This is a genomic window from Flavilitoribacter nigricans DSM 23189 = NBRC 102662, from assembly GCF_002646595.1.
In the GTDB taxonomy this organism is placed as follows: domain Bacteria; phylum Bacteroidota; class Bacteroidia; order Chitinophagales; family Saprospiraceae; genus Flavilitoribacter; species Flavilitoribacter nigricans.
In genome coordinates this window covers 26324-33629 of the sequence record NZ_PDUD01000071.1, presented here as the reverse complement: position 1 = coordinate 33629, position 7306 = coordinate 26324, and the positions used below count along the sequence as shown (strand labels likewise).

At 49.9% G+C, this 7306-nt stretch carries 9 protein-coding genes; 3 read left to right on the top strand and 6 right to left on the bottom strand.

The features are described 5' to 3' along the window. Nucleotides 1–975: 975 nt before the first annotated feature. Nucleotides 976–2055, top strand: coding sequence for a 3-phosphoserine/phosphohydroxythreonine transaminase (serC, locus tag CRP01_RS40035; RefSeq protein ID WP_099155736.1), 1080 nt, complete (start codon nt 976–978; stop codon nt 2053–2055). 96 nt (nt 2056–2151) lie between these two features. Next, entirely contained in the window at nt 2152–2898 is a 747-nt protein-coding gene (locus CRP01_RS40030; RefSeq protein WP_099155735.1) for a M48 family metallopeptidase, read from the top strand. A gap of 41 nt (nt 2899–2939) precedes the next feature. Here the strand turns inward: CRP01_RS40030 and CRP01_RS40025 are convergent, their stop codons facing one another. The 6 genes from CRP01_RS40025 to rpsF form a co-directional block, all read right to left on the bottom strand. Continuing rightward, complete coding sequence (locus CRP01_RS40025) at nt 2940–3332, bottom strand: hypothetical protein (protein ID WP_099155734.1); 393 nt, start codon at nt 3330–3332, stop codon at nt 2940–2942. Nucleotides 3333–3409: 77 nt separating this feature from the next. After that, nucleotides 3410–4045 carry a hypothetical protein gene (locus tag CRP01_RS40020; protein WP_143473749.1) on the bottom strand — a complete coding sequence of 212 codons (636 nt, stop codon included), beginning with the start codon at nt 4043–4045 and terminating at the stop codon, nt 3410–3412. 18 nt (nt 4046–4063) lie between these two features. Continuing rightward, nucleotides 4064–5113, bottom strand: coding sequence for a DUF3089 domain-containing protein (locus CRP01_RS40015; RefSeq protein WP_099155732.1), 1050 nt, complete (start codon nt 5111–5113; stop codon nt 4064–4066). A 241-nt stretch (nt 5114–5354) separates the two neighbouring features. Continuing rightward, entirely contained in the window at nt 5355–5801 is a 447-nt protein-coding gene (gene rplI / locus CRP01_RS40010; RefSeq protein WP_099155731.1) for a 50S ribosomal protein L9, read from the bottom strand. Between the two features lie 142 nt (nt 5802–5943). Further along, nucleotides 5944–6210 carry a 30S ribosomal protein S18 gene (rpsR, locus tag CRP01_RS40005; protein WP_099155730.1) on the bottom strand — a complete coding sequence of 89 codons (267 nt, stop codon included), beginning with the start codon at nt 6208–6210 and terminating at the stop codon, nt 5944–5946. Nucleotides 6211–6247: 37 nt separating this feature from the next. Further along, entirely contained in the window at nt 6248–6763 is a 516-nt protein-coding gene (gene rpsF / locus CRP01_RS40000) for a 30S ribosomal protein S6 (RefSeq protein ID WP_099155729.1), read from the bottom strand. A gap of 205 nt (nt 6764–6968) precedes the next feature. Here rpsF and CRP01_RS39995 point away from each other — a divergent pair, with 205 nt between their 5' ends. Further along, nucleotides 6969–7217, top strand: coding sequence for a hypothetical protein (locus CRP01_RS39995; protein WP_143473748.1), 249 nt, complete (start codon nt 6969–6971; stop codon nt 7215–7217). Nucleotides 7218–7306 lie beyond the last annotated feature (89 nt).

The following is a 7306-nucleotide window of genomic DNA, read 5'->3' as shown; positions in this document are numbered from 1 at the left end:
TAGGCCTCCCGCTAGCGTTCATCCTGAGCCAGGATCAAACTCTCCATAGTAAAGTTCTTACGAACCTACTAATAGTAGATCCAAATATTTTTACATCGGATAAGTCCTGGCTTCAATTTTACGTCTCTCAACGAAAATATCCGCTTAGCTGTGTCTTATATGTGCTAATTCTTCTCTTCAAATCTCTTACCTCGCTACCTGCAGTGTCAAAGAACTTTTCGAATCTATTATGAGCACGCAACACTCTTGTTACAAACTCAGATTCTTATCTTAAAGTATCAAACTTTCTCGTTTGTTTCCCCGCTCTCTCGCAAAGGAAATGCAAAGATACAACCACTTTTTATTCTGACAAAATTTTTCAGAGTTTTTTTAGAAAAAATTTGAAACCATTTTGTCGCTCTCTCGTAGTCCTCTCTTCGCCGTATCTTCAATTTCTGTTCGCCTTCCTTTCAAAAGCGGATGCAAAAGTAATCCTTTTTCTCACTTCTCACAACTTCTGGTGAAAAAAATATGCAATCATCCGGGGTGAAAAAGGCCGCTCAAATTGGCGATCGGCGGTTTCTCCGAATTTACTTTCTGGCTCTAATTTCGAAGCCCTATTTTCCTTTGCTGCCAGCCGCCAATTTCCACGGAAAATTTTTTTCAGCTTTTTTTTAAAAAACTTTTGGCCCGGTTTTAGCCCGGTTCCGAACCGTATTTTAGAATACGTAACAAACCCTTATTTTTCTTGCGCTTCATTCAATAAAAGTGCACATAGCTTTGGAAAAAGTTTATTTTTGCCGTGCTTATTAAGGAATAAGCCTTATTATATACGGCATACCGAAGTCAGGAGGGCAGGTTTCCATGCCTTATATATAGGTATAGTATCCCTGATCTTTGCAAGCGCTGTTTTTCCTTTCCCCTTCGGCCGCGCTGTGAGCAGACATGATTATCCTTTCATTAAAATTATAGACCGAATACAATCTACACTGTAATATGAAGAAGTACAATTTTAGTGCCGGCCCCGCGATCCTGCCGGCAGAAGTGATGAAAGAGGCCGGAGCGGCCTGCGTAAATTTCAACAACTCCGGATTCTCTATCCTGGAGATCTCCCACCGCAGTGCGGACTTCTCCGCGGTACTGGCGGAAGCAGAAGCCCTGGTACGCGAGATCGGCGGTATCGGCGAAGAGTTTGCCGTACTGTTTCTCTCCGGTGGCGCCAGTTCCCAGTTCTTTATGGCCCCGATGAACCTGCTGGACGATAGCGGTAAGGCCGTATACGTGGATACGGGTTCCTGGGCAGCCAAGGCCGTCAAAGAATCCAAGGCATTCGGTCCGACGGAAGTACTCGCTTCCTCCAAAGCCGATAATTACACCCATATTCCCAAAGGCTATACTATTCCGGCGGATGCAACTTATCTGCACCTGACCAGCAACAATACCATCTTCGGTACCCAACTGGCCGAATATCCCGAAACGGATGTACCCCTGGTAGTGGATATGTCTTCCGATATGTTCAGCCGGCCGTTCCCGGTAGATCGTTTCGGTATCATCTACGCCGGTGCCCAGAAGAACCTCGGCCCCGCCGGTGTCACCCTGGTGATCGTGCGCAAGGACCTGCTCGGTAAAGTAGATCGCCACATCCCGACGATGCTGAACTACAATACGCATATTGAAAAAGGTTCTACCTTCAATACGCCGCCGGTATTCCCCATTTACGTCATGATGCTGACCCTCCGCTGGGTTAAAGCGCAGGGCGGACTGGAAGCCGTAGCTAAAAACAACGAAGAAAAGGCCGCTGTACTCTATAAGGAGATCGATGAGAATCCGATGTTCGCCGGAACCGTTACCCAGAAGGAGGACCGTTCGCTGATGAACGTCACCTTCGTCATGGCCGACGAATACAAAGAACTGGAAGGACAATTCCTGGAAGCTTGTAAAGCGGCCGGTTGTATGAGCGTCAAAGGACACCGCTCCGTAGGTGGTTTCCGGGCGTCCATCTACAACGCCATGCCGAAGGAAGGCATCGAGACGCTGGTAAAAGTAATGCAGGACTTCCGGGCGGCCCACGCCTGAGCCGGAGACCTGGATACCGTTTCGGTAAACGGATAAAAAAAATTAAAGCGCCGTTCAGCTAACCATATTGCTGGACGGCGCTTTTATATTTGTAGCATGAGGAGAAAAAAGAGTGAGCTCATCCTGATCGATGTAGCCGGTAAACGCATTCCCCTGAAAGTCGTCTACGAACGGCGGCCCAATATCCGGGCGGCCATTGGGAAGAAGGAGGTGATCCTGCGGATCCCCAATAATCCGTTCTCTACGGTGAACGTTTCGCAGGAGATTGACCGGATCAAGGGCTGGCTACTGGAGGTGGACCGGAAACGCGACGGCGCACTGGACCGGCTGGCGATCCGGGAATATATCGACGGACAGATCCTGGAGGTCGGAGCCCGGCAATATCGCCTGTCCATTCGGGAAGAAGACCGTCAGACCCATTCGGCCCGTTTGCAGGATGGCGTCATCGAACTGAAGATCGCCCGGGCAGACGCAGGGCCCAATCTGCAGCAGAACATCAAAACCCTCCTGAGCCGGGTCATCGGCAACGATCATCTGCCGCAGATCACCCGCCGGGTGCACGAGATCAACGACCGCTATTTCCGGAAACCGGTGCAATCCGTCAAGCTGCGCTACAACCACTCCCGCTGGGGCAGTTGCTCAACCAACGGCAATATCAATCTGTCGACCCGCCTGCTGTTTGCCCCGCAGCCGGTCATCGACTACGTCATCGTACACGAACTGGCCCATATGGTGGAAATGAATCACTCACCGCGATTCTGGAAAGTGGTAAAAGATGTGCTTCCTAATTATAAGGAGATGGAGAAGTGGTTGCGGGAGAACAGTTATCTGTGTGATTTCTAATCTATCCTCCCGCAGTTTTTCGGAATAATTACCGCTATTCGTTACTGACGCGTGGCGGTCACCGAACAACTGGTCGTGTTGGTGCCGTCCGAAATCGTCTCCGTAAAGGTTAGACTGTTTCCGTCCAGCTCACCGTCCACACTCGCGGTAAACCCACCGCCGGAAGCGCTGATGTCCAGATCACAACCGTCCGGAGGAAGGGGATCGTAATCAGCAGAAACCGTAGCCGTCTGGTAACTGATAATAATATCATCAGTTCCGGAAGCCGTAATGGTGACCGTGATGTCTTCGGTGTTGCCATCACAGTCGATCGTACCGACGTAAGTGCCGACCCAATCGGCGGGCGTACAGGTGGTCATGGTATCATCATCTTTCTTGCAGGAAGATACCGCGAGCAGGACCATCAGGAAAAGCGTGACTTTCAAATACTTCATAGGTGATTTTTTAAGATTTCAGCATAATGTAGACGTAAAGGTATTAGAACGAAGTACGCTTCCACAAAGTATGCTGACTAGCCCGGATAATACTTATCCAGCTTTTCGGCGACATAATCCCAGGTATTCTGCTCGGCGTATTTGAGGGTGATCCGGGCGTTGTTTTCCAGGAGGATCATCCGGTCCAGCAGATTGAGTTTCCACTGGTCCCCTTCCTTTAAGAATTCAAAATCGGCAATGGTACTGCGCTCATCGTCCAGGGGTTTGGAAAACCGCAACTTGGCCCGCTGATCGGTTTGTAATAACTGCTCCCGAAAGCTGAGCCCCTCAATGATCTCTCCTTCCAGTTGGAAAAGATAACCCAGATTAAAATCCAGGTAGTCTTCGGCCGAAAGCGTTTCGACCTGGGCCTTATCGTAATGATTAAGCGCCCGGGCGATCATATCTACATTGACAACCGGATAGGAACTTTCGTTTACGTAGGTTTCCACCGCTTCGCGTTCGTCTACCTGCAGATACTCCAGCTGCGCGAGCAGATATGCTTTGGATTCCGCATCGATCGCATTCAGGAATTTTTGCGGATCGGCTTCCGCAACGGCCGTCTGGTACTGCTCAAAAACCGGGATGATCGCTTCTTCGCTCTGTCCGCAGCCCGCGAGGCCGAAGCCGGCCAGCACTAAAAAAAGGAATGATTTTACTGAAATAGGTATCATTTTCATTTGGGTATTCGGCTAGCGCTCGGAAGAGATAGCCTGATTATTTTGGTTAAGATATTTGTTGGTGCGCAACCGGGCATTCTCCCGCACATTGAGATAATAGATGTTGTAATCGCCGATGTGATAATTCTTACCCGTCAAAAACAGGCTCCCCTTGAATTTCGGTTTGCTGGCCCAGAGTACGCCCTGGTAGTTCTGCGCATCACTGGCTTCGGGATAGATCCGCTGAAATGGGTTGAGGACAGCCCCAACATTCAGGGAATCGGGCGCATAGGTATCATCCAGGCTCCACAGCAGAGGGTTTGTAGCCACGATCTGATCCCCGTGCGGTATCTTTTCCGGCTCGAATCCCCGCTTGAAGGTCCGCCAGGAAGTAAAACATCCGGTCTGGCCGGGCGTTTCGCAGGCCGGTATCTTCTCGAATGCATCTTTGCGGATCGGCATACCGACCAGGTAGGCCGCTACGAGTTGCTGCTGCCGCGGCTGTCCGTCAAAAAACTCCCGCAACAGGCGTTCGGCGTGATTGGTACCCTGGCTGTGGGCGGCGATGATCACCGGCCGTCCGTCGTTGTAATGCTCCCAGTAATACTGGAAAGCCCGGCGCACATCCTGGTAAGCCAGTTGCAGCGCCTTGCGGGCGGAAGTGGTGTCTTCGGAATAATAGAGATGAAGATGTCCCTGCCGGTAACGCGGCGCGTAGACTTTTCCGACCCCGTTGAAAATAGTGGCCTGAAACCGGATGGCCCCTTCATCCGTGCGCTCATTCACATCTTCATTACTGACGGCGGCATTCCAGTTGCGGTCTCCCCGCTTGCCGGTATACGAGGTTGGGTGGAGAAAAAACACATCGATCGGGGCATCCGCCTGCCGGTCGACCAGGGTATCGGCGGGCAGGACATCCGCTTCGTCATCGAGGGTCGGCAGTGCGGCCCAGCTGGCCGGGTCACTGTAATCCGGGACCGGCGGTACGCTCGTACTATCGAAAGGGCCCCGGGGCAAAGAGCGGCAGGCAATACTCCCGATGCATAACAGGAGGAAGAGCCAGTTTGTGGATAATCTCGGCATAGGCTACAGACAGCGTTTTTTTATAAGAACGGGTAAACCGTAAAGATGTTGGCCGTTCCGGAAATCTACGCTCTTTCCACTACCCCGCTATTCCATTAAGGATACTTCATCACCGGATTGCCGAGGGAGGTAACAAAAAAAATCCCGGACTTTTCCTCATGGGAAAAATCCGGGATTAAAGCTGAAAGGTTTTCACGAAGCGCGCTGCAGCAGCCTGCAGCTCAGCTCTCCGTCAACCGTTTTACTCAGCTACTACTTCGAACTTGATCTCCGGTTTCACTTCCGGGTGCAGGTTCAGTACCAGGGTATAGGTACCTACTTCTTTCACCTCATCGGGCAGTTGCACCTTCCGACGATCAACCTCCAGGTCGAACTGTTCTTTCAGTGCGTTAGAGATCTGAATATTGGTAACGCTACCGAAGATCTTACCGCTGGTACCGGCCTTAGCACCGATCTTGAGTACTTTATCCTCAAGCGCGTCAGCAACAGCTTTGTATTCGTCGTAGCGTTTCATTTCACGAGCTTCCTCCTGGCGTCTCATTTCCTCCAGGCGGTTCATATTGGTTTTGTTGGCGATCAGTGCCAGACCCTGTGGGATCAGGTAGTTGCGGCCGTATCCATCCTTTACTTTTACGACCTCGTGCTTTTCGCCAACTTTATCGACATCTTGCAGCAATATAATATCCATGATAAAAAGTGTTAGTTGGTGGACAGTGGACGGTAGATGGTGGACGGGGTACCGGAAAAGTGCTCTTACAAGATTCACTCCTCACGACCTGTTTCTTCCTGCCGTCAACCGTAATCCTTCGACCGTCAACCGTAAAAATAAATTACTTCAGCAGGTCCGTTACGTACGGTAGCAGAGCCAGGTGGCGCGCTCTCTTGATCGCAGTAGCCACTTTACGCTGATACTTCAGTGAGTTGCCGGTGATACGGCGAGGCAGAATCTTGCCCTGCTCGTTCACGAACTGCAACAAAAAGTCAGGATCCTTATAATCGATGTGCTTGATGCCATAGCGGCGGAAGCGGCAATATTTCTTGCGCTTCTGACCGATCTTAGGATTGGATAAAAATTTAATATCGTCTCTTGAAGCCATGATTTTCTTTTTTGACGGTTAAAACAATGCTTGGGTCCTATTCTTCTTCTTCCGCAGTGGCGGTAGCAGCTTTGGACTCCGTTTTCGGTTTGGGCTTGGATTCAGATCTGTTCCTGTTGTTACCACCGGATTTTCCTCCGCGGTCACCCCGGTCATTACGATCATTGCGATCGCGACGATCTTTGTCCTGAGATCCTTTTTTGGATTTCTTCTTTACCTTACCGATCAAGCCTTTACGCTTGTCTTCATTGTATTTTACTCCGTACTTGTCCAGGCGGACAGTCAGGAAACGCATGATGCGCTCATCACGGCGCAGGGACAACTCAAGTTTGTCGATCGGAGTACCGTCTTCAATAGTGAATTCAACGGTGTAGTAAACGCCAGAACTGCGCTTGTTGATGGGATAAGCCAACTGACGAAGGCCCATTTCATCCACATGCACGATCGTAGCACCTACCTCTTTCAACTGATCGACATATGTCTGAGCTGTCGCTTTGATTTCATCGCCCGACAGCACTGGATCGACGATGAACGTAATTTCGTAACTTTTCATAAATTGATTCAGACAAAATTAATAATAGAAATGTCGCTTTTCTTTAAAGCGGGTGCAAAGGTAACTATAAATTTTAAATTTGGAAAGCCCTTTTCGGAAAATAGTGCTGGAAATCAGCGGATCATGCAACTATGAACGCCGGACCGGTGTTTTATTGATCCCGGCGGCCGGTCCGGATTACCTCATTATAAAACCAAATAACATTATGTCTTCCCGATCCTACGTTCCAATCAGTTGCTCTTTTTACGATGAACTGGAAGCGCTGGCCACCCTGCGCAAACCGGCCGTCATCAAATACAATGAAACCGATGCGGTCACCAAAACAGCCGAAGGCAAGATCAAGGATTTCTTCATCCGGGAGGGCGCCGAGTATCTGCTGATGGATACCGGCCTGGAGATCCGCCTGGACTACATCATCAGTGTAAACGGGAAAATCATGGGCAACTATTGCTAAGTGGTTTTTCAATAGCAATGGCAATGGCAATTACAATACCTCTCTGCCATTGTAATTGCCATTGAGACTGACATTGCTATTCTCATACC

Bases quoted from the DNA above. Each gene is read 5' to 3' on its own strand.
- serC (WP_099155736.1), top strand. From the start codon at position 976: ATGAAGAAGTACAATTTTAGTGCCGGCCCCGCGATCCTGCCGGCAGAA.
- CRP01_RS40030 (WP_099155735.1), top strand. From the start codon at position 2,152: ATGAGGAGAAAAAAGAGTGAGCTCATCCTGATCGATGTAGCCGGTAAA.
- CRP01_RS40025 (WP_099155734.1), bottom strand. From the start codon at position 3,332: ATGAAGTATTTGAAAGTCACGCTTTTCCTGATGGTCCTGCTCGCGGTA.
- CRP01_RS40020 (WP_143473749.1), bottom strand. From the start codon at position 4,045: ATGATACCTATTTCAGTAAAATCATTCCTTTTTTTAGTGCTGGCCGGC.
- CRP01_RS40015 (WP_099155732.1), bottom strand. From the start codon at position 5,113: ATGCCGAGATTATCCACAAACTGGCTCTTCCTCCTGTTATGCATCGGG.
- rplI (WP_099155731.1), bottom strand. From the start codon at position 5,801: ATGGATATTATATTGCTGCAAGATGTCGATAAAGTTGGCGAAAAGCAC.
- rpsR (WP_099155730.1), bottom strand. From the start codon at position 6,210: ATGGCTTCAAGAGACGATATTAAATTTTTATCCAATCCTAAGATCGGT.
- rpsF (WP_099155729.1), bottom strand. From the start codon at position 6,763: ATGAAAAGTTACGAAATTACGTTCATCGTCGATCCAGTGCTGTCGGGC.
- CRP01_RS39995 (WP_143473748.1), top strand. From the start codon at position 6,969: ATGTCTTCCCGATCCTACGTTCCAATCAGTTGCTCTTTTTACGATGAA.